Genomic DNA, 24689 nt, shown 5'->3' on the forward strand with positions numbered 1-24689 from the left:
CTGACGCCACACTCAAGTTTTTGAAACAAAAGGAAAAATCATGCCACGTCGCAATCATGCTTTGGCTCAAATAGCTCGATCGTCACCACCACCTAGCGCCCAACGCTCCACAGGGTGACGGGGCCGATAAGGCCCGACGGCGAAAGTGGGCTATCCTTGCTGATGCCCTTACCGAGCATCGCAAAGCCGCCGCCCTCGGCGGCGTTGGTGAAGGCCTGCTTGGTCGCGCCGGGCTGGCGATCGCCGATGAAGCGGTTGAGCCAGACATTTCCCACCTTCACCACCAGCTGATTGTCGCCGGGCTTGGCCGCTTCGGTGACGTCGATCTGGTAGGGCGCCTTCCAGAGGCCGCCAACGCGCTTGCCGTTGAGCCAGACTTCGGCGACGTCGCCAACCCGGCCCAGGTCAAGGGTCAGTCGCTGGCCGCCCTTGAGCCAGTTCGGATCGACCTTGATCGCGTGGCTGTAGGTCCCAACGCCCGAATAGTACTTGATGTCGGCGCTGGCGTTGTCAGTCCAGGAACCGAGGGCGGTCTTCTCGACCTTGGCCGGAGCGCCCCTGTTGGCTTCGAAGCTGAGCGACCAGGGCCCTGACACCGTCGCGACCTTTCGCTCGACTGGCTCGGCCACCGCGGCCGCCGGCGCGGTCGCCGGCTTGCGGAAGACCACGAAGACCGCGTCGTAGGGCGCCAGCTTCAGGGGCACGGTGGTGCGGCCGTTGTCGAACTGGTAGCCGGCGTCGCGGGCCCCGCCGGTGTCGGCGCGCCAGATTTCCGGCGCCTTGCCGCTGGTGCGGAAGATCGCGTCGAGCGTCTCGGTCCGGTCGGTCTGGTTGGTGACGAAATAGAGTTCGGCGCCGTTGGCCAAGCGTCGATGTGCGAACATCAGCTTGGTCTCCACGCTTGGCCGGGTATAGTCGAAGTCGGCCACGACCTTGAGGTCGGCCAGGACTTCGGCCGGGGTCTTGCCCCAGTAGACCCGGCCCTTGCCGAAATCGGCGCGGGTGGCCATGCGGCCGTCGGTTTGGCCCCAGAGCTTGCGGGCCGCGGCCTGTACGGCCGCATCGTCCGACGCCAGGCTCGGCGAGCCCTGCGGCCGCGGTCCGACCAGAACGCCGCCGGCCTCGACCAGGGCGGTGAGCTTCTCGAGCAGCGGCAAGGTCATGCGATCGAGGGTGTCGGGCAGCACCAAGGCCGAATAGGCCGCCCCGCCTGGAAAGACGATCTTGCCGTCCTCCACCTTGGCCAGCCGCAAGAGCGCGTCGGCATTGACGTAGTCGTAGCCGTGGCCCTCGACCGGTCCCGGTTTGGCCGCTTCTCGATAGGGAACCCCCGACGGCGCGCCCTCACCATAGAAAAAGAGCAGGTCGGCGACGGGCGCGCCCTGCTGGAGCATGAAGGAACTGCGGGACAGATAATCGACCCAGGGCTTGGCCAGCGGTCCCCAGGCTTCGTTGCGGGTGAAGGTCTGGCCGAACGGGCCGAGCGTCAGGCCGGGTTTTTCGACCGTATCGGGCTGGTGGGGCGAGGTGTGGATCACCAGGCGATTCACGCCCATGGCCATGTAGCGGTCGGCGATCCACTTCAAGGTCCAAGGGGTCCGGGTCCACAGGGGTTGGGACGAAGTGAAGGACTCGGCCGCCACCAGAGACTTGCCGTACACGTGCGCGGTCGAGGCGGTCTCGACGATATCGGCCGGGAACTCGTCGCTGCGCACGCCCTGGAACGCGGCCGCCTCGCCGCCGAACGGCATGTCCCAGAACTCGCCCATCGGAATGTCGGTCAGGCTCTTGGCGAGCATGCCGTCGGCCACTGTGGGCCAAGCCGCGCCGGTCGCCTCGCCGTAGTAGCCCAGCCCGTGTTCCTTGGCGTAGCGGGTGATGGTCCCGTAGTGGCTCTCGGCCAGCAGGTCGGCGAGGGTGCGACGGAAGTCCCAGAGGAAGGCGTCACTGACCTCGGCGCTGTCGACGACCCTGCCAGCCAGGACCGGCAGGAACGGCGTCATGTCATAACCGCGACGGGACTTGAACTCCTTGGCCATCGCCTCAGTCCAGTTCTCGTCGCCCGCCTCCCAGCTGTCGGTGATGATGTATCTGAGGCCCTTGGCCCCGACCAGGTCATTCAGCGACTTGGCCACCGGGCCGAGATAGGCGTCCAGGTGGTCGCGCACGTGGGCGGGATTGAACTTGTCGACCTCCAGGCCGGTGGCTTCCGGCGTGGCAGGGTGGTTGACCTCGCCGGTCAGCGAGTAGCCGAGCCAGAGGATCGACCACTCGCCCTTCGGCGGCGTCCAGTCGAGCGTACCGTCAGGCCTGAGCTTGCTGGTCAGGTCGAGGATGTCCTTGGAGGCGATGGCCGCGCCCGGCGTGACCGCCGGCGTGCGCAGGGTCTCGTCCTCGGGAGCGACGCCGAAGCCGGCCTTGTCCTCGAAGTGATTGACCCGGGCTCCGGGCGTCAGAGCCAGTTCGGCGACCTTCACCGGGCCACGCGGCCAGGGGTTCTCGGTGGTAGCCGGCTGGTCGAAGATGACGCGGAAATGCCGCGCGGTCGTTTCGGGAAAGGCGAAGGTGCGCTGGGGCGCGGGATTGTGCCCGGCTCCGGTCAAGGCGGCGACCACCGTCCAAGCCTTGCCGTCGGCGCTCGCCTCCAGGCGACCGCCAGGACCGGTGTTGAAGCGATCGCCGACCGGACCGGCATAGGTGAGGGCGCGGATGATCTGGGGCTTGTCGAAATCGAAGCTGATGATGACCGGCGCGCCCGGCTTGGGATCGGTCAGGACCACCGACTGGTCGAGCTTGCCGTCGACGAGCAGGCTTGCCGCGCCCTCAACACCCTGGGTCGAAATTTTTGGTGCCAGGGCGCTCAGCGGCATGTCCCCGGTCGGACGGCGATAGGCTAGCACCGAAATGGTGTCGAAATGTTCGGGGCCGACGAGCGGCTTACCGGTGAAGTCGACGTGAGGCGCGTCCTGGAAAGGCCCGGACTGACGCGGTGGCGAGGTCAGGGGCGCGGCCAGACGCTTGCCGCCCGTGACCTGGGTCTCGGCCCAGACGACCTTCTTCATGCCTGCCTCGGGCTTGACCCAAGGACCGCCGGTCTCGCTCCATCCCGGCGCGGCCGCCATGCCGAATTCCAGGTCCAGGCGATCGGCTTCGGCGGCGGCGAATTTCAGATGATCACGCCATTCGGGCGTCAGGGCGGCGATGCGGTGGTCGACGACCTTGGGCGCGCCGAGGTCGCCGTCGAACATCTGCATGCCCCCCAGGCCGATGCGTTTCATCCATTCAAGATCGGCTGTGATGCCGGCCTTGGACACGTTGCCTGAAAGCCAATGCCACCAGACGCGGGGCTTGGCCGATTCCGGCGGAGACTGAAACCCGGCCGCCAGCGGATCGGCGGCGCCCTGAGCCAAGCCAAGGGCGGGCGCGCTCAGCGCGCTGGATGCCAGGAGCAGGGCGCAGGCGAAGCTGGCGCGGCGGCGCGGGGAGGGCTGGGTCATCGGGACGCTTTCGTCGAGGGCCAACGAGTCGGCGCTGAAGGCCCCACGGGATCTGGAGAAAAGCGACCCCTTTCGTCCCATCCCATGAGATTATTGTTTATAAGTTGATACTGTTCAGCGGGGCTCCTTTTGTCAAGTCTACGGCCGGTCTCCAGCGAGCCTTCAAAGAGATGACGCGTAAATCCATTGGTTGATCAATTGGATGCGCCCGTCGGATTCGCCGTCACGGTGATCGATCCGGGGCGGCGACGCTGCGCACCTTGTAGGCGTTTTCCTCGACGTCGAACTCCACGCCGGTGTTCTGGCAGTCGCGCATTCGGCGGTCCAGTCGCCGGACGCGTCGATGGCGGCCTGCATGAAGGACTGGGCGGTTTCGACTTGGGCGGCGGTGTCAGCGGCTGCGAGGCGCCGGTCACCGGCATTCAGCAGCCTCAATGTTTCTTACGCCGGCCCGCGTTTGCGGCTCGCGGTTGTTGAAGGGCCGGCGATATTGGCTTGGGCGGCACGCCATCCAAGATCGCGGCTGATGGCCTCGGCCGCCGCCTTGACGTCAGCCGTCAAGCGCTCCATGCGCGTGTCGTCCATGTACTGTCCGGCGCTCGACAGACTGATCGCCGCGACGATCTTACTGCTGACGTCGCGAATGGGGGCGGCGACGCACCGAACCCTGTCTTCGTTCTCTTCCAGGTCGAAAGCCACGCCCGAGGCGCGATAGTCCTTCATCCGCCGCAGCCATTCGGACAGCTCCACGGAGTAGCGGAATCCTTCGCGCTGCTCGGCTTCGTAGATGTCGCGCAGGCGCGCGGTCGGCTCGTCGAGCAACAGAGCCTTACCCAGGCCCGTCGACCGCAGCGGCTGACGCTCGCCGATCCGCGAGCTGATATCGACGCGCCGGCTGCCGGGGATCTTGTCCAGGTAGAGGACCTTGCCCCCCTCGAGTACGCCCAGATGGACGGTGTCGCCAGAGCCGCTCGACAGCAGCTCGAGGTGTTCGCGTGCGGCCTTGGTGACGTTCATCTGACGGCCGGCGATAAAGCCCAGCTCGAGGAGCTTGGGGCCGAGCGAATAGCCCACGCGCGGTGTGAAGCTCAGATAGCGGTGCTCGACCAGGGTGGAGGCCAGGCGATGCGTCGTACTGCGGGTCAGGCCAAGCGTGGTCGCCAGATCTCCCAATTCGGCGTGCCCGCAACTGACCGCATGCAGCACCTCAAGGCCGCGCACGAGCGTGCGGCTGGCCGCGCCGCCTTTGGCTTCGTCGCCATCCGCCTCGATCAACGCTGGAGATTCCATCTTACAGCTATCCTATTTAGGCGATGGGACGCTTTCAAGCGCTCGCGCCGACGTTCGGGAGGCTTCCGCGCGGGCGGAAGCACGGGCGGAAACACCTGTAAACGCGCAGGCATAGTGGGGTTCGGCGCAGCGCTCGGTTAATTTCTCGGTTTCATCCTATCGGCTGTGCGGTCGTCCCAAGCCGCGCCATCCCAATTATCGAGTGATCCGTAGCTTTCCTGGAGATCAACGCGCGCGTTTGTGGTTCGGGGGCGGGCTGCGCCACCAGGGTGGCGGTCACTGATGGACGGCCTCTCGACCCGCGCGGGCCCGCTATGGATCGGTCCATCCGCCCTGTGCCTGGCGATGTTCGGCGGACTCATCCGCAACGGCGTGTGGTGCGCAAGCTTGGTCGCTCCAGTTAGACTCCTCACGGTCCGCTCGAAAATCCCATTTATTGAGATCGAGTCTCGTCTCCAGCCCTCCGGTTGCGCTTGAAGAGGGCTCGTCGTTTCGGACAATGCGGCCCCAAACTGGGTAGAAGTTGCAGATCTGCAACGCACAACAATATCACTTGTTGGGCCTGCTTGCCAAAAAATGGGATTACGATAACGTTGTCGTAACCGGAGGTTCAGCCGGTCGGGGAGGGCGAGCGCCGCTCTGCATCCCCGAAAAAACAAATCGGGCGCTTTTCGCCCGAACAATGGGAGCAACGTCCATGTCGTCGTCATTCGTTCGCGGAACTCTGCGTAACCGCCTGCTCGCCGGCTCGGCGGTCCTGGCTGGCGTGCTGGCGTTAAGCGCTCAGGCTCAGGCGCAGACTCAGACGACGTCTCGGGACGAGTCGGTCGCGGTCGAGGAAGTCGTCGTCACCGGCAGCTCGATCCGCGGCGTCGCGCCGGTCGGCTCGCCGTTGAGCGCAGTGACCCGAGAAGACATCAAGCAGGTGCCGGCCACCAACGCCACCGAACTGTTGCGCTCGACGCCCACAGTCAGCAACTTCAACGCCACGGGCGGCAACCGCGGCGCCAATCAGGCCAACATCGTCGATCAGCCCACGATCCACGGTATTGGTGCGGGCAATGGCGGCGGCGGCCTGACCCTGGTGCTGTTCAACGGTCACCGTCTGCCTGGCGCGGGTATCAATCAGAGCGCGCCCGACCCCAGCTCCATCCCCCCTGGCGCTATCGAACGCGTGGAAGTGGTCGCCGACGGCGCCTCGTCGGTCTACGGCTCGGACGCCGTCGCCGGCGTCATCAACTTCATCACCCGCAAGAACTTCAACGGCGCGGAGACCTCGGCCAACTACGGGGTCGCCGACGGCTACACAAGCAAGAGCTTTAACCAGCTGTTCGGCAAGACCTGGGACGGTGGCTCGCTGCTGGTCGACTATGCTTATTCGGCCAATAGTCACCTGAGTGGTCTCGAACGCAGCTACATCACCGACAATCAGGTCTCCATCGGCGGGACGGACAACCGCTCGACGATCTGCGCGCCCGCCAACGTCACGGTCGGCGGCGCGACCTACGCCCTGTCGGGCGCGGGCGCGATAGCCGGCCCTCCCAACAAGTGTGAGAGCAACCAGGCCAGCGATCTCTATCCCAAGCAGCATCGCCACCAGGGCCTGATCTCGGTAACCCAGGATTTGAGCGACAGGCTTTCGGTCTATGGCTCGGCCCTGTATTCACGTCGCGAGGTCTATACCGACGTCGGCGTCAACAGCCGCGACAACTCCAAAGCTGGTCTGGCGGTCACGGTCACCCAAGGCCCGGCCTATAACTACGTCACCGGCAACCTGGGCGTTCCGGCCGGTGCGCATACCGTGACCTATAATCCCGTCGGCGACTTTGGCGACACCTTCACCAATCGCACGCAGACCCGGACGGTCTCTAGCCTGCTGGGCGCTGAGTACAAGCTTGGTGGCGACTGGGTAGCCTCGGCCGAGATTAACCACGGCTTCGAGCGCGACATCGTGCGCCAGTACGGCATCAACCAGAGCCTGGTGACGAGCTCGGCGGCCAACGGTTCGCTCAATCCCTATGGTGTCGGCCCCGCGACCAGCCAGGCCCTGCTGCGCCAGGTCGGCGACTATGAGAGCCGCTACTCGGTCCGCCAGACCCTGCTCGAGGGACTGGCAAAGGTCCAGGGCACGCTGTTCGACCTGCCAGCCGGCGGAGTGAAGGGCGCCTTTGGCGTCACCCGCCGCCAGGAGACCTTCGCGGCCACCTATCGCGAAGGGCCCCAGGCCGGCGCGCCGGTCACCGCGCCGGTCTCGGTCCGTGGCGAGCGCAAGGTGACCTCGGTCTACGGCGAGGTGTTCATTCCGGTGATTGGTGAGGCTCAGAACATCGCTCTGGCTCGCAGCATCGATGTGTCGCTATCGCTGCGCTATGACGACTTCGACGACGTCGGCTCGACCACCAACCCGAAGATCGGCGTCAACTGGGAGCTGTTTCACGGCTTTAAGCTGCGCGGCAGCTACGGCACCTCGTTCCATGCGCCCAGCATGGCCGACTCCTCGACGGCGATCGACACCCGCGCGATCCGCTTCGCCGACTTCACCGGCAGCACGACCCCGGGCGCTTATTCGATCATCCTGGCCGGCGGCAACACGCTGAAGCCCGAAACGGCGGACACCTACTCGCTGGGCTTCGACTTCAAGCCCGACGCCTTGCCGGGCCTGTCGGCCAGCCTCGGCTTCTTCAAGATCGACTACAAGAACGTCATCACCTTCCCCGGCTTCAACGTCGTCACCGAGCCGAACAATCCGCTCTATGACCGCTATCGGATCTACAACCCGACGGCGGCCCAGGTGACCACGGCCGTGGGTTCGATGCGTCACGATGGCCTGGTCTATCCGGACGTGACGGCCCTGCCGACGGCGGTCTACGACCTGCGGCGCCAGAACTTCGCGACCCAGAATATCGAAGGCCTCGACTACGACGTGCGCTATCGCGTGACCACCGACGTCGGCAATCTGGGTTTCGGGGTCGGCGGCACGCGCCTGACCAAGTTCCGCCAGACCATCAATGGCGACACCCGCACCAGCTCGCGTCTGGACACCAACTACGCGGTCAAGTGGCTGGGGCGCGGCAATGCCAGCTGGAGCCACGGAGCGTGGACGGCCGTGCTGTTCGGCAACTACACCGGCAGCTACGTCAATACCTCGACCAACAAGCGGATCAAGGCCTTCAAGACCGTCGATCTGCACCTGGGCTATGCGCCGGAAGGCGAGGGGCTGTTGTCGGGCATCGAGCTCTCGCTCGACGTGTCGAACCTGACCGATCAAGATCCGCCGACCTTCGCCGACACCAATGCCAGCAATATCGACTTCACCCGATCCAACCCGATCGGGCGGATGTGGACGGTCGGCCTGCGCAAGCGCTGGTAGGACTTCCATAAAGCCAACGTCACACCTCCCGACGTAAAGCTTCCTGCTGCTAGGCCTCCGGCGAATAAACGCCGGGGGCCGCTTTTTCGGAGATGGGGAGGGCAATCCTCGGCGCGGGGCGTCGCGCCCTCTATCCGACCTCGATCTTAGAAGGTGAGAGTTCGGGGAAAAGCGCGCCGAGTGATGCACCAGCCGTCCAGAGAGCTAGCCGAACAGATCGCGCCTGGCCTCGGCGCGGGTGGCGTAGATCCGGTGATGAACGTGCTCGGTCTTGGGGTGATCTCCGACTGAGCCAGGGCCAGGTAGAGCCAGCTTTCGCCGGTCGGGATGATGTAGGTCAGATCAGCGAGCCAGACCTGGCCTGGGGCGCGGACTGGAAGTTGCGGGCGAGCCTGTTGGGGGCGATCGGATAGCCATGGCGGTTGTCGGTGGCGCGGGTGCGGCGGGGCAGTGCGGCCAGGCCGCGCAGCGATCCATAGGTTTCGCAGCTCTCGGCTGGATCAGGCGGATGTCCTCGATCATATCGTCTGTCATCTTGGCCCCGGCTGCGGCAACGCCGGTGTCGGAAGGGTGACGGGGTCAATCACGCGCCGACGAGCCGAGTCGTTTCAGGGCATCGCTGGCGTAGCTGTTGGTCGGGTCGAGAGCCAAAGACTGTCGGAACAGGGTGATCGCCTGCTTCGGATCACCTTCGGCGACTGCGATGTCCGCAAGCCCATCATGGCTGTAAGCGGACTTGGGATAGATCGTCAGATTGAAGCGGAAGATCGCCTTGGCGTCCGCATAACGGCGCGCCTCGTACAAATCATATCCCAACCCGACGAGCGCGTCGTCGCCGAAGTCCAGCTTGGCCCCAGACCGTTTCAGTTCGCCATAGTGAGCAATCGCCCCGGCGACGCCGTCGCGATCGATCCGCTCCCATAGGATTTCGCGCAGCTGCGCCGTCGGCAGCGTCACTGGTTGACCGAAGGCGATCGCCGCCATCGCATTGCCGACCTTGCCCGCCGACGCACGATCGCTGTTGCTCAGCACGATCGCGGTCAGGCCATCAGCGGGGAAGCGGATGATGTAGGTTGAGTAGCCGTTGTCGCTGCCCGAATGATCCATCTCGCGTCGGCCGAAACGTTCGCCGATCCGCCAGCCGAAACCGTAGCCGCTTTTGGCCGGCGTAAACATCGCATCAAGCGAGACCTGGCCGAGCAACTTGCCTGGGGCGAGAGCCCGGTCCCACAGGAGCAGATCCCCGACCGTGGAATACAGCCCACCCGCGGCATAGCCGACCGTCCGGCTGATGATCGGCGCGTTGATGAAGGTGGCGCCAAGCGAATAATAGCCGGATGCGCGATGCGGCACCAACGCGCGAGTATTGTCGTCCCCGCTGTGCGTCATGCCCAGCGGGTTGAAAATACGCTGCTGCACATACTCGCCCCAGCCAATTCCCGATGCGCGTTCGATGATGAGGCCGAGCAGGTGGTAGCCGGAATTGGAATAGTCGTACTTCTCGCCCGGCGTGAACTTCAGCGGCAGGTCACGGAACAGCGAGACCAGCTCGGCCGGCGTATAGTCGCGCCGTGACAGCACTTCGTCCCAGTCGGGCAGGCTGGAGAAGTTGGGGATGCCCGACGTATGGTTCAGCAACTCGCGGATCGTGATCGGCCGCCATGCAGCCGGGCAGTCCGCCAGATAGCGGCAGATCGGGTCATCGACCTTGAGGCGGCCCTGCTCTTGAAGCTGCATGACCGCCAGTGCGGTGAACTGCTTGGTGACCGATGCGAGGCGAAACACCGTGTCCGCGCTGTTGGGCACGCCCAGTTCGTAATTCGCCATGCCGTAGCTGCGCACGAACACCGGCTTGCCATCTCGCGCCAACAGCACCGTGCCTGAAAACTGCTCGTTTTTGGTCGCTGCGGCGAGATAGGCGTCCAGCGCTGTATCGAGCGCTTTTCCGGCAGGGGCGGTAGTGGATGGCGCCAGCGCCGCCTGCGTACGCGCCGCGACGGGTGTCGCGCTGACAGCCAGCGCAGCGCTCCAGGCCGCCATTCCGATCATCGCCCAGCGCCATGCTCGTCTGCGTTCGACTATCGATACCGCCAAGCCCCGTCTCCCGGTCTGCTTCATCTCGCCTCAGTTCGACGTAGATTACTTTATATGAAGATACTTCATGTCAAGGCTGTTGCCGATCGAGATTCCCGGCTACCGTATCGCGATGGCTCAGCGCGACGACGCCGACATGATCGATATGCTCGTGGACGAGTGGCGACGGACCCGGCCCAATACCCGGCCCGAGCCCATGCAGGTTGTCGGCCGGGTCATCCGCCTGGGCCGCGCGTATGAAGAGCACGTGACGCGGCTGCTGCGTCCTCATGGCCTGTCCTATTCGGACTTCGACGTTCTGGCGACGCTGTGCCGGATCGGTCCGCCCCATGAAATGTCGCCGACCCAACTGCGGCATAATGTTCTGCTGACCTCCGGGGCGATGACTGCATGCCTGCGCCGGCTGGAGACGCTGAAGCTGATCGAACGGCGCTCCGCCTTTGCCGACCGACGCCGGCTCACGGCGCGGCTTACGGACGTGGGTGTGAAAAAGGTCGAAGCGCTGATCGATGCGAGATTTGCACTGGCGAACGACGCCTTGGCCGAATTGGACACCGACCAGAGGGACGCCCTGGCGATGATCTTGCGCCGGTTGGGCAGAGCGCCGGCCCCGCCTGCATCGGAGGTACATCGAGAATGAAACCGGTATCGGTCCTGGCCTTATGTCTGGCGATGTCTTTCTCAGCGACCGCCATGGCCGAAGCGCCTGGTGAGGATCACCCGCTGCTGCCTCGCTACGAAGGCGCTGAGATCCACGCCTATCGCGCGTCGTCGCAGGATACCGTGATCATTCCGGCCAGTCGTATTGGCGACGAGAAGGCCGCTTCGCTGGCGCGGCAGATGACCGGCGACGTCACGCATATCGATTATGTTCTGACCCCCGCCACAGCGACCGCGCAGGTCGGCCGTTACTATGAAGGCCTATTACAGTCTGCCGGCTTCCGTACGGTCTTTTCATGCGTGGGCGAAAGGGCGTGTGGCTCGGGCATGGGCGCGCTGATCTTCAATTCGGGCAAGGTCGCGCCCACCGGCTTCGCGGACGGTCTGTTCGGCGATCGAATGCGCGTGATCGTGGCGCAGCGCGGCGACACGTGGACGCTACTTCACATATATGAGGGGCCGGATCGCACGACCATCTACGAGGCTGTCGTGGACGAGGCCGGCTGATCCGCTCCCGTGGATCGCCGACGCCGCCGCCGAACCTGAACGTCGGGCGCGCCACCCGACGCTCGTTTGATTCCTGTTATTTGATCTCAGACAGGAAGCCCGAGCGCTTCATGCTCATCAGACACTCCTCTCCACCTCCGAAAAGCTAGCATGGGTGTCCACTCAAACGAGGAGGACCAGCGTCGGCGAGTGGGGGCCATCAAGTTAAGAGCTTGAACGGTGGGCGGCTCGACAATCGCGCGCCTTCTTTCGGCTCAAGGCGTGATCCGCGTTCCGCTGCTGCCGGCCAGTACGCCCGTGACGTCGTCGAGAGAGCCGATAAACGCTTCGCGTCCAGTCGCTAAAGCGAACTGTCGGGCGGCCCGCACCTTGGGGCCCATCGAGCCTTCGGCATAGGTCTGTCCCGCGGGATCGTCGGCGCGGATCATCCTCAGGGGTGTCGCGTAGGGACCGCCCCAGTCGCGATAGACCGCCTCCACGTCCGTCAGGATGACAAGTCGGTCGACGTTCAGCCGGATCGCCAGCAGGGCCGCGGCCAAATCCTTGTCGATCACCGCCTCCAGGCCGATCAACCGGCCGGCCGCGTCTTTGGCCACCGGAACGCCGCCGCCGCCCGCGCAGATCACCAGCGTTCCGTCTCTCATAAGGCGCTCGATGATTGATTGTTCGATGACCTCGATGGGTGCGGGCGAGGCGACGACGCGGCGTTGACCGGCGCCGTCCTTGGCGAAGGACCAGCCGCGTGTCTCGCCCAAGGCCAGGACCTGCTCGGCAGTATAAACGGGCCCTATCGGCTTGGTGGGCCGCTGAAAGGCCGGATCACGGCGATCGACCAGGGTCTGGGTCAGCAAGGTCGCGACCTGCCGTTCGGGCCGCGCGTTGCGCAACTCCTGGGCTAGCACATAGCCGATCATGCCCTGCGACTCCGCGCCCAGCATGTTCGAGGGGATAGGCTGGCGCGGCCGCATAGGCTTCCGCTTGCAGGGCGAGCAGGCCGATCTGTGGGCCATTGCCGTGGACGAGCGCGGTCTCAACGCCGTCGCAGGCCATCGCGAGGCTGGCGGCCGCTCGCGCCACGTTGTGGCGTTGATTGTCCGCCGAGGCGACCTCCCCGCGCTTGAGCAGGGCGTTGCCGCCGAGGGCGATGACTTGGCGCATCAGGCCTGCCGCCGGATCGCCGCCGGCCGTTGCCCCAACGGCTCCTGCTGAGTGATGCAGTGGATGTTGCCGCCGCCCAGGAGAATTTCGCGAGCCGGAACCGGCAGGATTTTTCGGCCGGGAAAGCACTCAGCCAGCAGCGCCTGGGCGGGCGCGTCCATCGGGTCGTCGAAGGCGGGGACGACCACCACGCCGTTGCCGATATAGAAATTGACGTAGGAGGCGGCCATCCGGTCGCCGGGCTCGCGGGGCAGGGTGCCCGGGACCTTGTCGACGCCTGCGGCCTCCGCGGCCGTGATCAGGACGGGCGCCGGCTGATAGACCTTGTGGACTCGCAAGGGGCGACCCCGTGCGTCACGCGCCACGGAAAGTCGCTCGAGCGCGGCTGCCGAGCGTGCGTACTGTGGGTCGGCCTGGTCATCGGTCCAGGTCAGCACGACCTCGCCGGGCGCCACGAACCGGCACATGTTGTCGACGTGGCCGTCGGTCTCGTCGAGATAGACGCCCTGATCGAGCCAGATCACGGTCTCGACTCCGAGATAGTCGCGCAGCCTTTGCTCGATCTCGTCCTGACGGAGGCCGGGGTTGCGATTGGGGTTGAGCAGACACTCCTTGGTCGCCAGGACCGCGCCCTGGCCATCGACATCGATCGAGCCCCCTTCGAGGATGAAGTCCGGGCCGTAGCGGTCGTCGCCCTCCATCTCGACGACTTTCTCGCCGACCAGGTCATCCTGGTCCCATGGGAAATAGAGTCCCCCGACAAGACCGCCCCAGGCGTTGAACTTCCAGTCGACGCCGCGAACCTCTCCGGCGGCGTTGACGACGAAGGTCGGCCCGCAATCCCGGATCCAGCTGTCGTTGCTGGTCATCTCGACCACGCGCACGGTCGGGTCGAGCATTTCACGGGCGATGATGTACTGCGCCGGCGAGGCGCAGACGGTGACCGGTTCGCCCTGAGCGATGGCGGCGGCGACGGCGGCGAAGGCGTGCTGGGCCGGCTTGGCGCCGCCGCGCCAGTTGTCTGAGCGTTCGGGCCAAAGCATCCAACATCCGGCGTGGAGCTCCCATTCGGCGGGCATGCGGAAGCCGTCGGCGCGCGGCGTGGTGGTCAGGAGGCGGCTCATGGCGGGACCTTCCGAATGTGATTGAGCGGCGAGTGGAGAAATCAGCGTGGACGGGCAGGTTCGGCGGGCGGGTCAGATTCCGGCGTGTTCGCGCGCCGATTGGCTTTCATGGTCCCGATCACCAGTTCGCCCAGCACCAGGGTGACAATGACGCCGCCCAGGATCGGCCCGGTCTTGCTCCAGTCGATCGCCACCCCCGGAACCCACAGGAAGAAGATGATCGCCTGGGCGATGAACAGGGTGCAGACGCCCGCCAGGACTCCGGCGCCGAGCGCGCCGCCCGGAACCCGGTAGGGGCGGGGCGTGGTCGGATCCTTGCGTCGCAGGGTCAGGAAGGCCGGAAAGAGCACCAGATAGGGCAGCAGGAAGATCACCGAGCTGAAGGCGAACAGCGACCAGAACAGATCCTCGGCGCTGCGGGCGAAGACGCCATAGGCGATGATCACCACCGTCGAGACCAGACCGGTGAGCAGATAGGCGCCGACCGGGGTCTGGTTGGACTTGCGTTGCCAGCCAAACACCTTGGGCAGTTCGCCGTCGGCGGCGGCGGACTGGGCCGCGCGGTTGGCGCCCATCGACCAGGTCACCAGATTGGCGAGGATCGTGAACACCGCGCCGACGCCGACGACGATGATGATTACGTCGAGGCCCGGCGCTCCGGCCAGCAGCGAGCTCAGGGTGTCCAGAAGACCCTTGATCAGGCCGATATCCTTGACGGGCAGGGCGACCAGAATGCCAAACGTGGCCAGGAGATAGAAGGCTGAGATCAGCAGGCCGGCGGTGATGACCGCGATGGGCACGTCCCGGGCGGGATTGCGCATCTCTTCGCCCGCGCCGGAGACTAGTTCAAAGCCCATGAAGTTGTAGACGATGACCGGAAGGAAACCCAAACCCGCGCTCCAATGCGGCATCAGGCTGGCCCACGACAGGTCGTTGGCCGCGCCGCGGGTGACCAGGACGTAGATGCCGCCACCGCCGATCAGCAGCATGATGCCGGCCTTGATGAAGGCGCCGACATTGGGCACCCACTTGGCCGCGGCCAGGCTGGTGACGCCGATCAGCACGGTCAGCCAGGTCGCGCCCACGCCGATCAGGATCTTCGACCACAGGCCCATCTCGACGCCGGTGATCTGCGCGATCAGACCCGCCAGCAAGATGTAGCCCGAGGGCATCCACAGCGCGACGTTGACCCAGTAGTACCAGGTGGCGCGCGCTGCCCAACGATCGCCGAAGGCGCGACGGATCCAGGTCTGGATGCCGCCTTCGCCGGGATAGGCCGCGCCGAGTTCAGCGGTGATCAGGCCATAGGGAATGAAGAACAGGGCGAATGTGATCACCCACCAACTCAGGGCCGAGGGGCCGATCGCCGCCGAGGCGGCCAGGGTGTCGATGACCAGGATCGCGCAGACCGTGAACAGGGTTACGTCGAGCAGACCCATGACGCGGGCGAAGCGCGCGCGGGTCGGGGCGGCGGGAGATTTGGCCATGACTCAAGCCTCCAGAGCGGCGGCGGGCGTCGCCGCGCCGTCCAGTTGATGATCGTCGAGGAAGGCGCCGATCGCGTGCGCGTGGCGGGCCGAGCGCTTGGCGCTGGGAAGTCTCAGGTGCGGCCGCACGAAGGCGACGAGAATGGCCTTTTCGGCGTGCAGTCGGTTTTCAGCCTGATCGTAGATGATGGCCCGAGGCCCATCCATGACGGCGTCGGTGACCTCGACGCCCCGCGAGGCCGGCAGGCAGTGCATGAACTTGGCGTGAGGCGGGGCGTTGGCCAACAGGGCGTCGTTGACCTGGTAGCGCGGCATGAAGGCGGCCTGCCGCTCGGGAATCTCGGCCTCCTGGCCCACCCACCACCAGAGATCGGTGTAGATGAAGTCGGCGTCGGCGACCGCCTGGACCGGGTCGTCGGTCACGGAGAACCGCCCTCCGGACTGGACGCAATTGGCCCGGGCGATCAATTGCCAGGCTTCGGGCGCCTGATAGCGCGGCGGCGCGCAGTGGACGAACTCCATGCCCATCTGGGTGCAGATCATCATCAACGAGGAGCAGACATTGGTCGCGTCGCCGATGAAGGCGACCTTGAGCGCCTCGAGCGGCTTACCGGCGGGCCGATGCTCTCGCATGGTGAAGACGTCGCAGAGCACCTGGGTGGGGTGGTTGTAGTCGGTCAGGCCGTTGATCACCGGCACGTTGGCGTAGCGGGCGAGTTCCGTGACCGTGGCGTGCTTGAGGGTGCGCGCCTCGATGGCGTCGACCATGCGGCTGATCACGCGCGCGGAGTCCTTGATGCTCTCGCGCACGCCCAGGTGGATTTCGCCTGGCTTGAGATAGAGCGCGTGCCCGCCAAGCTTGGTCATCGCCACCTCGAACGAAATCCGCGTCCGGGTCGAGGGCTCCTCGAAGATCATTCCCAGCGATGCGCCTGCCAGCAGCGGAGGCAGGGCGCGGTCGCGGTCGGCCGTCTTCAGGAGCCCGATGAGGTCCATGAGCCAGACGAGCTCGGTCTTGGTGAAATCCTGGGTATCGATGAAATGGCGCACGGCGAACCTCGCGACGAAGACGCCCAAACCTAGGCCGGCCCGCGCGCGCGAAACTGATCTGCGTCAAGCGGCCGGCGGCGGCGTCCCGTCGACGCTCGGCAGGACGGTGGTCCGGCGGACCACAGCGTCCAGCCCGCCGAGCATCAGGTCCGCATTGGCGGCCATCAGATCTTCAGGGCCACGCGCCTTGGCCAGGCTGGCGAAATAGCGCGCATACCGTTCGCAGCCTTGCGACCAGTCGCGGGCCATCTGGGTTTGGCCGTTTTGCGCTGCGGCGATCACGGTGTCGAAGACGGACTCCGCGACCTTTGGGGTATCGGTCTTGGCCATTGAACTATCTCCGGGTTGAGGCGACCAGGATGCGCCGCCCAAAACGGACCGTTTTGACGGGGATCAACCCACACGGACCAGCCAGCGCGATCATCCGCGCGCGCCGATTGGGCGTGTCTTGCGCAAGGAACTTCCAATGTCCCAGCCTGAGATCAAATCCACTCTGCCGACCATCGGACAACAGGCCACCCACATCTTCGCGCCGCTTCAGCGCGAGATCGATCGCGTGTTCAGCGAGTTCGGCCGCGGCTTCGGCATGACCGAGACTTTCGCCGTTCCTAGTCTCGACTTCAGCGAGACCGCCCAGGGCATCGAGCTGAAGCTCGATGTGCCAGGCTATACTGAAAGCGAATTGACCGTGACGGTCGAAGACGACCGCCTGATCGTCCATGGCCACAAGACGGATCAGACCGAGAGCGGCGACAAGACCTATCGCGTGCTTGAACGGCGCTCGGGCGAATTCACGCGTCAGGTCACCTTGCCGCGAACGGTCGACGCCGAGGGGTTCACCGCCAATCTCAAGGACGGCGTGCTGACGATCGTCGCGCCAAAAACCAACGAGAGCGTCGGCCGCACCATTCCCATCCAAGCCGCGTCGCCGGCCGCCTGACCATGCTGGCCATGGTCCTCGAGGACGGTCGGCTGACAGCCACCCTGCGCCCGGTTCCCGAGCCTGGCGCGGGGCAGGTGCGGCTGGAGATCCGCGCGTGCGGGGTCTGCCGCACGGATCTGCATCTGCTGGATGGCGATCTATCGACCTCCCGCCCGATCGTGCCAGGCCACCAGGTCGTCGGGACCGTCGCCGCGCTGGGCGAGGGCGTCACAACCCTGGCGCTCGGCCAGCGCGTCGGCGTGTCCTGGCTGGGTCGGGCCTGCGGCCGCTGCGACCTTTGCCGCGAAGGCCTGGAGAACCTCTGCAAGCGCGCCGAGTTCACCGGATGGACCCGGGACGGCGGCTATGCCGACCAGGTCTTGGCCGATGCCGCCTTCTGCCTGCCGCTGCCCGAAGCGTTCAGCGACCTGGAAGCCGCGCCTCTGCTTTGCGCCGGCGCGATTGGCTTCCGGGCTTGGCGCATGGCCGCCCAGGGGCGCGTGGTCCGGCGCCTTGGTCTCTATGGCTTCGGCGCGGCGGCGCATCTCCTGGCGCAGTTGGCCATCTTCGAAGGCCAGGACGTTTACGCCTTCACGCGGCCCGGGGACACCGCCGCGCAGGCTCTGGCGCGCTCGCTCGGCTGTGTCTGGGCCGGCTCTTCCGCCGAACGGCCGCCACAGCCGCTGGACGCGGCGATCATCTTCGCCGCCGACGGAGCCCTCGTCCCCTTGGCGCTGCGCGCGGTCGACCGAGGGCGCGCTGTGGTCTGCGCCGGCATCCACATGAGCGCCATTCCGGCCCTCGACTATAGCGACCTGTGGGAAGAGCGTCGGGTCCTGTCGGTGGCCAATCTCACTCGCGCCGATGGCGCCGACTATCTGAAGCGCGCCGCCGCGGCGGGCGTACGCGCGCACATCACGACTTACGGATTGCGCCAGGCCGGAAAGGCCCTGGCCGACTTGCGCGCCGGCGCCTTCACCGGCGCGGCCGTCCTCGCGATCAAGGGGCGCTAGCCGGGCTGTTATTGAACGCGGGCAGTCCTGTCAGGCGATGATAAAGTTGGGTGAGGTGTTCGAACGTCGTGTCCCAACGATAGCGCTCGACGGCCCGCGTCCTGGCGCGGGCTCCCAGAACCGACAGATCGCGATCAAACAGCGCCGCGATCGCCTCGGCCATGGCCTCGGGCGTTGCCCGCGCGGCCAGTTGGCCGAACGTCTCGTCGACCGTTTCGCCGACGCCTCCATGGGCGACCCCCACCACCGGCACGCCGCAAGCCATGGCTTCGAGCACCACCAGGCCGAGGGTTTCGAAGGGATTGGCATGGACCAGGGCGTCGCAGCCCGAGAGGATCCTGGCCAGCCTGGCGGGGTCGTTCTGGAACGGCAGGGTCAGCACCTGCCGCGAGCGCGATGCGCCTCCGCCGATCAGCAGCAGGCGGTAGTCCGGACCTAGGCGCTCCACCGCCTCGACGAGCACGTCCAGTCGCTTCTCAGGCGCGGGCCGCCCGGCGAAGACGACCAACCGCTCCCGCGCGCCAAGGCCAAGGGCCGCGCGCAGCGGCGCGCGAGCCTGCGGATAGGGATGGAAGATGTCGGTATCGACGCCGAGCGAGACGTCTTGGACATTTTCCACGCCAGCCTCGCCCAGGATTTCGGCCATGTAGCGGCTCGGCGCCAGCACTTGGTCGAAGCGACGAAAGCGGTGCGCCCAAAGCTTGCGAAACGCGACGGCTCCACGGCCGTCGAGAAGTCGCCGGGGTCAGGGCCGCCACGTCGCTATGGCAGAAGCCGACCACCGGGACGCCGAGAGCTTGGCCGGCCCGCAAAGCCGCCTTGCCGGGCAGGTAGGGATCCTCGGCTTCGATCAGGGCGGGGCTCTCGCGCAGGATGCGCTCGGTCCAGGCCGCCAAGTTCATCGGCCAGCGATAGCCGTGCGTGAAGGGCAGGATGGCCGACTGAACAAAGGCGATCTGAGCCTCGTCACGATCAGTGGGCCCGGGCAGCACCTGCCGATGGCGCAGGCTGGGTCGGCGTCGGGCCACCCAGTCGGCCTTGGCGTTCAGATAGCGCCGCACGCCGCCGCTGGCCGGCGCGTAGAGCATGGTCGTGTCAACCAGCCCGACTGAGCCAACCGGCGGGGGAGCGGGCAGGCCGGTCGCGGCGATGGAGAGCGAAGCGTCACGCCACATGGCGCCTCCGATCGGCGCCGACGACCAGCGCGCGGCAGACATGGGATGTATCGGTCGCCGGTGGAGCCGCCCTGCGTAGAACGCGATCTTGACCCAATCTAGCGATCCTCAACGATCCGGCCGTCCAGCATGCGGATACGGCGATCGGCGGCTTCGGCGAAACTCTCGTCGTGGGTCACGCACACCACCGCGCGCTGTTCGGCATGGGCCAGGCGCTGGAACTCCTCTATCACCAGGCGGGTGTTGACGCTGTCGAGATTGCCGGTCGGCTCATCGCATAGCACGATGGCCGGGTCGTTGGCCAAGGCGCGGGCGATCGCCACGCGTTGCCGTTGACCGCCGGAGAGGCGGTCAGGCCGCCGCCCGGCCTGTTGGGCCAAGCCGAGCTTCTCAAGCAGGGTATGGACGGCCTGATCGATCTCTAGAGGACTGCGACGTCCCAGGCGTCGCATTGGCAGGGCGACGTTGGCGTGGGCCGTCAGCTCCGGCAGCAGGAAGTGGAACTGGAAGACATAGCCGATCCGCTCCAGGCGCAGCCGCGTGCGGGCCGCTTCGCCGAGATCGGTCGTTGGCTGTCCGGCGATCAGCACCTCGCCCTGGTCGGGTCGATCCAGGAGGCCCAGCAGGTAAAGCAACGAGGACTTGCCGCACCCGGACGGCCCCACGATCGCCACCAGGGCGCCGGCCTCGATCTTCAGGGTCGCCGCGTCGACCAGGGTGAAGGGCTCGGGATCCACGAGAACCCGCGTAACCGCGCGCGCTTCGATCAGAGCGCTCACGTCGCCCCCCGCAGAATGTCGACCGGGTCCACCCGCGCGGCCTTGCGCGCCGGAAGCCAGGCGGCGATCAGGGCCGCGGCGAGCGACGCGCCGCCGGCCAGGAGATATTGCGGCAGGCTGCGGTCGAGCGGCAGCACCAGCGGCTTGCCGCCCATGGTCAAAGGCAGGCTGGCCAGGATCTGCAGAAGACCGGTACCGACGGCGAAGCCGACGAGCGCACCCAACACGCCCACCAGCAGGCCCTCCATCAGGAAGATCGCCTGGATGTCGCCGGCCGTGAAACCCATCGCACGCAGGATGGCGATGTCGCGGCGCTTGTCGGCGACGCTGTTGGAGACGGCCGTGTAGATGCCGAAACTGGCTACGACCAGGATCGCCAGGATCACCGCGTACATGATGATGTTCCGCACGACCAGCAGGTTGAGAATGTCGGCCGAACGCTCCTGCCAGGACTCCCATTTGTAGCCCCACCGGCTCTCGAGGCGCTCGGCCTGCGCCTTGGCGTCGTCGGACCGGGCCAGCCGGATATGGAGCTGGTTGACGATGTCTGGCCGCGAGAACAGGACCTGGGCGGTGCGCAGCAGGCCATAGGCTACCGTGTCGCCGGCATAGAAGCCGGCCTGGGCGTCGGGCTCGATCAGCGCCAGGATCCGCATGCGCTGCAGGGTCCCGCTTGAGGCGGTCACGACCAGGGTGTCGCCTAAGCGCGCACCCAGGCGTTCGGCCAGGGGGCGGCTGATGATGATCCCGTCGGGGCGCGCCTCCAGGTCCGTCAGCGCGCCGCCGACCAGAGTTTCGCCGATCTTGGCCAGGCGTCCTTCCAGCCGTGGGTCGACGCCATTGAGCGCCACCGCCGCTGTCCTGCCCGCGTAGGCTATGGTCACCGCGCCGCTCAGCGACGGGGCGGCCAGGGCCCCGGGGATCGCGCGGGCGTCGGCGAGCATGGCGGGCCAATCCTTCAATCCGCGCACCTCCTCCTGAGGCCGCAGGCCGTGGATGGCGACCGCGGCGTTCGGAAAGGCGTCCAGGGCGGGCTGGCGAACCGGCTTGCGCTGCTCGTCGCGCACGATGATGTGGGGCGCGGAGTTCACCAGAAGTCTTGATGAAGTCCTTCTGGGAGCCGACCATCATGCCCGAGACGGCCAGGAAGAACCCGACGCCGATCGCCACGCCCAAGGTGGCCACCAGGGTTTGGCGGGCTCGTACTCGGAGATGCGCCAGGGCCACCCCGGCCAGAACGCCGGCGACCGAGTTCATGGGCGCGCGGCGCTTACGTGTTGACCGTCCCGAAGGCGGCCGGGCGCAATGATGACGGTGTCACCGGCGGCCATGCCCGACTTGAGCTCGGTCTGGGTCGCGCCAATCGCGCCGACCTGCACCGGAACTCGGCGGGCGCGCCCATTTTCCACGCGCCACACCTGGCCGTTCTGGACCGCCGTGGCGGGGACGAGGATCGCCTGCTCGCGCCGCGCGGCGACGAGGTTGGTCTCGACGGTCATGCCGGGCGAGAGCGGGCAGTCGGCGGGCAGGGCGATGCGGACGCGGAACACCCGGCCCGTGGCGTCGCCGGCCGGGGTGATCCGGGCGATGGATCCCTGGAATGTCCGCCCGGGAAAGGCGTCGGCGCGGATCAGGGCCTGGGCGCCGAGCTTCAGGCGGGCGATATCACGCTCATCGACGTCGGCGGTGATGCGCAGGGTGCGTGGATCGGCCAGCAGGAACAGCATCGTTCCCACAGTCGCCAGATCGCCGGGTTCGGCCTCGCGCCGCAGGATCTGGCCGGCGAACGGCGCGGTCAGGCGATAGTCGCGCAGGTGGGCCAGGGCGCCTTCTGCGGCCGCCCCCGCGGCGCGGGCCTGCGCCTGGGCGTCGTCATCGGCGGCGCGCGCGGCGAAACCCGCCTCCAGCAGGCGTCGCGTGCGACCGGCGACAACGCGGGCCTGCGCCGCCTGGGCGGCCAACTGCAGGGCCGTGCCTTGCGCCGGACCATCCTCGAGCTGAGCCAGCAGTTGGCCCGCCTTGACCCACTGGCCTTCGGCGACCGCGACCTCGCGTATTGGCGCGCTGACGATCGGCGCGACATGGGCCTGGCGCACATAGTCGACCACGCCGGACGCGTAGACGACATCGACCGCCTGCCCCACGACGGCTTGAGCGACGACGACCCGTGGCGGCCTCAGATAGAGCGCCCCGGCGGCGAGCGCCGCGATCAGCACGAGCAGGCCCGCGCCAAAGACCCATAGCCGGCGCGATCCCGCCCTGGCGGATATCGGCGCGGCCGCCGGCGTGGGATTGGCCGTCTTTGGCGCCGCGGCGGAGCGGGGGAGGGGCGTGTCCATCGTGCCAGGGGCCAATCCAGAAGGCCGCCGGACGCCGGCCTTGCATGGTGATGACACGGGCTGGGGCGGCCGGGATTGATCAAGATCATGCGATTGAGCGCCGAGCGGCGCGACCTTGGCCATCCCCGCCGCGCCCTGGAGAAGCTCCGCCATGCCTCGATATCTCAACCGTAGAACCTTGATGACCTTGGCCGCGGCCATGCCGCTGGCGCCAATGGCCGCGTTCGGCCAGGGCCGTTCCGATACGGCGCAAGCCACGTTCAGGGGAGAAAACCTGGCCTTGGTCGTCGGCTACCAGTCGGGCGCTGGTCGCCTGACTTTCCAGGGGCGACGCTATGACTTCCGCGTCAACGGCCTGGCCGCGGTCGGCGTCGGCGCCGAGCGCCTCGAAGGAACGGCCGAGGTTCGCCACTTGAAGTCCCTCGCCGACTTCGAAGGAGTCTATTGGGGCGCGGGCGCGAGCGGCGCCTTGGTCCTGGGCCGCGGCGCGGCGATCTTGCGCAACGGCAAGGGCGTGGAGATCCGCCTAAACCTCGAAGGTCGAGGACTGGCCCTGATGATCGCCGCCGGAGGCGCGAGAATCGTCTTCGGCTAGGCGTCTGGTCTCGAACCGCGTGGGGCTCGGTCTCGCTGAGGGCCCACACGGCGCGAGGTCTAGAAGATCCTCCCGTCGCGCGCTTGACCTAGCGCCAGGCGCTTTAGGCCCTCCGCGCAGACGAGATAGGTTCCTACCAGCCCGGCGATCGCCGCCAGGGTCGCCCCGGTCGGGGGCGCGAAGCCCAGCACCGCGCCCCATGGCAGGAGCGGCAAGGCCAGGGCGAGGGCCAGACCGGCGAGCGCCGTGGCGGTCAGGGCCGGATGCGCGCGGCTGGCCAAGGCCGGACCCGCCGTCCGGATCACGAAGATCACCAGGATCTGGCTGGCCATGGATTCGATGAACCAGGCGGCGCGAAACTGGGCCACATCGGCGTGGAACACCCATAGCAGCAGGGCGAAGGTGGCGACATCGAACACCGATGACAGCGGTCCCATGATCGCCGTGAAGCGCATCAGGCCGCGCATGTCCCAGGCTCTGGGACGCGACAGATCCGAAGCGTCCGCCCCATCGAGCGGAATGCCGACCTGCGCAAGATCGTAGATCAGGTTGTTGAGCAGCACCTGGACGGCGGTCAGCGGCAGGAAGGGCAGGGCCAGCGAGGCCAGCGCCATGGTCAGCATGTTGCCGAAGTTGGAGCTGGTGCCCATCCGCACGTATTTCATGATGTTGGCGTAGGTGCGCCGTCCCTCGGCCACCCCGTCGGCCAAGACGGAAAGGTCCTGATCCAGCAGGATCATATCGGCCGCCTCGCGCGCCACGTCCGTGGCGCCGTCGACCGACAGGCCGACATCGGCGGCCCTGATCGCCGGGGCGTCGTTGATCCCATCGCCGAGGAAACCGACCGTATGACCACGCGCGCGCAAGGCGCGGACGATCCGGGTCTTCTGGTCAGGCGTGACGCGGGCGAAGAGATCGGTGTGTTCGACCCGGACGGCCAGAGCCTGGTCGTTGAGCTTGTCGATCATCTCCCCGGTCAACAGGCCCTCGACCGGCAAGTTCAGCGTGGTGACCAGATGCTGCACGACGGCCGCGGCGTCGCCCGAGATCACCTTGACCCGTACGCCGGCCGCCTGAAGCCGGGAGATCGCCTGGGTGGCGCTGGCCTTGGGCGGGTCCACGAAGACGCAGAAGCCCAGGAACACAAGACCTGCGTCGTCATCCTGGCCGATGGTTTGGCGGCCGGCGGCGGATCTGAACGCCACGCCCAGGAGACGCAGCCCTTGGGCGGCGCGGTCGGCCTGGAGGTCGGCCAGGCGCTGACGAAGCGCCGCGTCGAGCGGTCTAACCGCTCCCGAGCGGTCCTGAGCGTTCGCGCAAAGGGTCAGCAGGGTTTCGGGCGCGCCCTTGACGATCTCGAGCCGGACGCCGTCGGCGGCGCGCTCGACGAGGACCGAGACTCGCCGTCGTTCGAAATCGAAGGGGCGCTCGTCGAGCTTGCGCCAGCCGTTGAGGTCGCGGTCGGACATGTGCTGGAGCAACGCCTCGTCGAGGGGAACTCCTCAGACCGGTCTCGAAGCGCGCGTTGATCGCCGCCCATTCGGCCACCTGGTCATCGTCTTCGCCGTCGATCCCAGGATGGGCGACCAGCGCTATGCGCGCCTGGGTCAACGTGCCCGTCTTGTCGGT

Annotated in this window: 18 protein-coding genes and 3 pseudogenes; 7 read left to right on the top strand and 14 right to left on the bottom strand. The window is 66.7% G+C overall.

The genetic code is table 11. The features are described 5' to 3' along the window. Positions 1-92: 92 nt before the first annotated feature. Complete coding sequence (locus ACHMW8_RS18035; RefSeq protein ID WP_395443321.1) at positions 93-3497, bottom strand: glycosyl hydrolase; 3405 nt, start codon at positions 3495-3497, stop codon at positions 93-95. Between the two features lie 441 nt (positions 3498-3938). Further along, positions 3939-4772, bottom strand: coding sequence for an IclR family transcriptional regulator (locus tag ACHMW8_RS18040; RefSeq protein WP_395443322.1), 834 nt, complete (start codon positions 4770-4772; stop codon positions 3939-3941). A gap of 712 nt (positions 4773-5484) precedes the next feature. Between ACHMW8_RS18040 and ACHMW8_RS18045 the strand changes: the two are divergent. Then, positions 5485-6009 (top strand): annotated as a pseudogene (locus tag ACHMW8_RS18045) (TonB-dependent receptor plug domain-containing protein); the annotation flags it as partial. A 579-nt stretch (positions 6010-6588) separates the two neighbouring features. After that, a pseudogene (locus ACHMW8_RS18050) lies at positions 6589-8157 on the top strand (TonB-dependent receptor domain-containing protein); the annotation flags it as partial. Positions 8158-8364: 207 nt separating this feature from the next. Here the strand turns inward: ACHMW8_RS18050 and ACHMW8_RS18055 are convergent. After that, positions 8365-8679 (bottom strand): annotated as a pseudogene (locus ACHMW8_RS18055) (hypothetical protein); the annotation flags it as partial. A gap of 57 nt (positions 8680-8736) precedes the next feature. After that, a complete protein-coding gene (locus tag ACHMW8_RS18060; protein WP_395443323.1) occupies positions 8737-10251 on the bottom strand; it encodes a serine hydrolase in 1515 nt (504 codons plus the stop codon). Between the two features lie 67 nt (positions 10252-10318). On the opposite strand from ACHMW8_RS18060, the gene ACHMW8_RS18065 reads away from it, so the two are divergent. Both ACHMW8_RS18065 and ACHMW8_RS18070 read left to right on the top strand, forming a co-directional pair. Continuing rightward, positions 10319-10891 (top strand): MarR family winged helix-turn-helix transcriptional regulator, encoded by a 573-nt coding sequence (locus ACHMW8_RS18065; RefSeq protein ID WP_395443324.1) that lies wholly within the window; start codon positions 10319-10321, stop codon positions 10889-10891. A 53-nt stretch (positions 10892-10944) separates the two neighbouring features. Further along, on the top strand, positions 10945-11418 hold the full coding sequence (locus tag ACHMW8_RS18070) for a hypothetical protein (protein WP_395443325.1): 474 nt from the start codon (positions 10945-10947) through the stop codon (positions 11416-11418). A 254-nt stretch (positions 11419-11672) separates the two neighbouring features. Here the strand turns inward: ACHMW8_RS18070 and ACHMW8_RS18075 are convergent, their stop codons facing one another. From ACHMW8_RS18075 to ACHMW8_RS18095, 5 genes are all read right to left on the bottom strand, one after another. Beyond that, positions 11673-12386, bottom strand: a complete 714-nt coding sequence (locus ACHMW8_RS18075) for a carbamate kinase (protein WP_395443326.1) — start codon at positions 12384-12386, stop codon at positions 11673-11675. A gap of 189 nt (positions 12387-12575) precedes the next feature. Beyond that, entirely contained in the window at positions 12576-13700 is a 1125-nt protein-coding gene (gene aguA / locus ACHMW8_RS18080) for an agmatine deiminase (protein WP_395443327.1), read from the bottom strand. Between the two features lie 41 nt (positions 13701-13741). Further along, entirely contained in the window at positions 13742-15187 is a 1446-nt protein-coding gene (locus tag ACHMW8_RS18085; protein ID WP_125157749.1) for an APC family permease, read from the bottom strand. Positions 15188-15190: 3 nt separating this feature from the next. Further along, positions 15191-16237 carry a putrescine carbamoyltransferase gene (ptcA, locus tag ACHMW8_RS18090; RefSeq protein WP_395443328.1) on the bottom strand — a complete coding sequence of 349 codons (1047 nt, stop codon included), beginning with the start codon at positions 16235-16237 and terminating at the stop codon, positions 15191-15193. 63 nt (positions 16238-16300) lie between these two features. After that, positions 16301-16567 carry a hypothetical protein gene (locus ACHMW8_RS18095; RefSeq protein ID WP_125157751.1) on the bottom strand — a complete coding sequence of 89 codons (267 nt, stop codon included), beginning with the start codon at positions 16565-16567 and terminating at the stop codon, positions 16301-16303. A 136-nt stretch (positions 16568-16703) separates the two neighbouring features. Here ACHMW8_RS18095 and ACHMW8_RS18100 point away from each other — a divergent pair, with 136 nt between their 5' ends. Next, positions 16704-17177, top strand: coding sequence for an Hsp20/alpha crystallin family protein (locus tag ACHMW8_RS18100; RefSeq protein ID WP_395443329.1), 474 nt, complete (start codon positions 16704-16706; stop codon positions 17175-17177). A gap of 2 nt (positions 17178-17179) precedes the next feature. Continuing rightward, positions 17180-18172 (top strand): zinc-binding alcohol dehydrogenase family protein, encoded by a 993-nt coding sequence (locus tag ACHMW8_RS18105; RefSeq protein ID WP_395443330.1) that lies wholly within the window; start codon positions 17180-17182, stop codon positions 18170-18172. On the opposite strand, the gene ACHMW8_RS18110 is transcribed toward ACHMW8_RS18105, so the two are convergent. The 4 genes from ACHMW8_RS18110 to ACHMW8_RS18125 form a co-directional block, all read right to left on the bottom strand. Continuing rightward, positions 18159-18839, bottom strand: a complete 681-nt coding sequence (locus ACHMW8_RS18110) for a glycosyltransferase (protein WP_395443331.1) — start codon at positions 18837-18839, stop codon at positions 18159-18161. The two genes, ACHMW8_RS18105 and ACHMW8_RS18110, sit on opposite strands and share 14 nt — an antisense overlap. A 606-nt stretch (positions 18840-19445) precedes the next feature. Beyond that, positions 19446-20126: an ABC transporter ATP-binding protein gene (locus ACHMW8_RS18115; RefSeq protein ID WP_125157755.1), complete on the bottom strand. Its 681-nt coding sequence runs from the start codon at positions 20124-20126 to the stop codon at positions 19446-19448. Continuing rightward, on the bottom strand, positions 20123-21217 hold the full coding sequence (locus ACHMW8_RS18120; protein WP_395443332.1) for an ABC transporter permease: 1095 nt from the start codon (positions 21215-21217) through the stop codon (positions 20123-20125). The genes ACHMW8_RS18115 and ACHMW8_RS18120 overlap by 4 nt, the downstream gene beginning before the upstream one ends. Before the next feature lie 162 nt (positions 21218-21379). Beyond that, positions 21380-22465, bottom strand: coding sequence for an efflux RND transporter periplasmic adaptor subunit (locus ACHMW8_RS18125; RefSeq protein ID WP_395443333.1), 1086 nt, complete (start codon positions 22463-22465; stop codon positions 21380-21382). A gap of 151 nt (positions 22466-22616) precedes the next feature. On the opposite strand from ACHMW8_RS18125, the gene ACHMW8_RS18130 reads away from it, so the two are divergent. After that, positions 22617-23060, top strand: coding sequence for a hypothetical protein (locus ACHMW8_RS18130; RefSeq protein ID WP_125157758.1), 444 nt, complete (start codon positions 22617-22619; stop codon positions 23058-23060). Between the two features lie 59 nt (positions 23061-23119). Here the strand turns inward: ACHMW8_RS18130 and ACHMW8_RS18135 are convergent, their stop codons facing one another. Then, positions 23120-24529 carry an HAD-IC family P-type ATPase gene (locus tag ACHMW8_RS18135; RefSeq protein WP_395443334.1) on the bottom strand — a complete coding sequence of 470 codons (1410 nt, stop codon included), beginning with the start codon at positions 24527-24529 and terminating at the stop codon, positions 23120-23122. Positions 24530-24689 lie beyond the last annotated feature (160 nt).

The sequence above is a fragment of the Caulobacter sp. UC70_42 genome (assembly GCF_044056025.1).
In the GTDB taxonomy this organism is placed as follows: Bacteria; Pseudomonadota; Alphaproteobacteria; order Caulobacterales; family Caulobacteraceae; genus Caulobacter.

Coding starts and splice junctions, on each gene's coding strand:
- ACHMW8_RS18135 (WP_395443334.1), bottom strand. CDS start 24,529: ATGTCCGACCGCGACCTCAACGGCTGGCGCAAGCTCGACGAGCGCCCC.
- ACHMW8_RS18085 (WP_125157749.1), bottom strand. CDS start 15,187: ATGGCCAAATCTCCCGCCGCCCCGACCCGCGCGCGCTTCGCCCGCGTC.
- ACHMW8_RS18095 (WP_125157751.1), bottom strand. CDS start 16,567: ATGGCCAAGACCGATACCCCAAAGGTCGCGGAGTCCGTCTTCGACACC.
- ACHMW8_RS18065 (WP_395443324.1), top strand. CDS start 10,319: ATGTCAAGGCTGTTGCCGATCGAGATTCCCGGCTACCGTATCGCGATG.
- ACHMW8_RS18105 (WP_395443330.1), top strand. CDS start 17,180: ATGCTGGCCATGGTCCTCGAGGACGGTCGGCTGACAGCCACCCTGCGC.
- ACHMW8_RS18070 (WP_395443325.1), top strand. CDS start 10,945: ATGGCCGAAGCGCCTGGTGAGGATCACCCGCTGCTGCCTCGCTACGAA.
- ACHMW8_RS18035 (WP_395443321.1), bottom strand. CDS start 3,497: ATGACCCAGCCCTCCCCGCGCCGCCGCGCCAGCTTCGCCTGCGCCCTG.
- ACHMW8_RS18130 (WP_125157758.1), top strand. CDS start 22,617: ATGCCTCGATATCTCAACCGTAGAACCTTGATGACCTTGGCCGCGGCC.
- ACHMW8_RS18100 (WP_395443329.1), top strand. CDS start 16,704: ATGTCCCAGCCTGAGATCAAATCCACTCTGCCGACCATCGGACAACAG.
- ACHMW8_RS18075 (WP_395443326.1), bottom strand. CDS start 12,386: ATGCGGCCGCGCCAGCCTATCCCCTCGAACATGCTGGGCGCGGAGTCG.
- aguA (WP_395443327.1), bottom strand. CDS start 13,700: ATGAGCCGCCTCCTGACCACCACGCCGCGCGCCGACGGCTTCCGCATG.
- ACHMW8_RS18125 (WP_395443333.1), bottom strand. CDS start 22,465: ATGGACACGCCCCTCCCCCGCTCCGCCGCGGCGCCAAAGACGGCCAAT.